The organism is Natrialba sp. PRR66, assembly GCF_034808065.1.
In the GTDB taxonomy this organism is placed as follows: domain Archaea; phylum Halobacteriota; class Halobacteria; order Halobacteriales; family Natrialbaceae; genus Natrialba; species Natrialba aegyptia.
Window position 1 is genome coordinate 1 of sequence record NZ_JAXHGN010000043.1, and the last position, 290, is coordinate 290.

1 protein-coding gene is annotated in these 290 nt (G+C 71.0%); it reads left to right on the top strand.

Going from position 1 to position 290, the window contains the following annotated elements; translation table 11 throughout:
- On the top strand, nt 1-290 hold a 290-nt coding region (locus SM755_RS23415), incomplete at both ends, for a PAS domain S-box protein (protein WP_323174805.1).

Here is a 290-nt window from a genome sequence, read left to right on the forward strand (position 1 = left end):
CCGCCGACTGGACGGCGTCTACGAGCGGCGCGACGGCTCGACGTTCCCGGTCGAGGTCCACGTGAAGCGGCTCGACCTCGAGGGGGCGGACCGGTTCGTCGCCATCAGCCGCGACGTCTCGGAGCGCGTCGAACGCGAGCGGAAGCTGGAGCAGCTCCGCGAGCGCACCCAGGAGCTGATGTACACCGAGACGATCGAGGAGAGCACCTGCCACGCGGTCGCGGCCGCCGACGAGATAATCGGTGCCCCGCTGAGCGGCGTGCACCTGGTGAACGACGACGGGAGCGCGC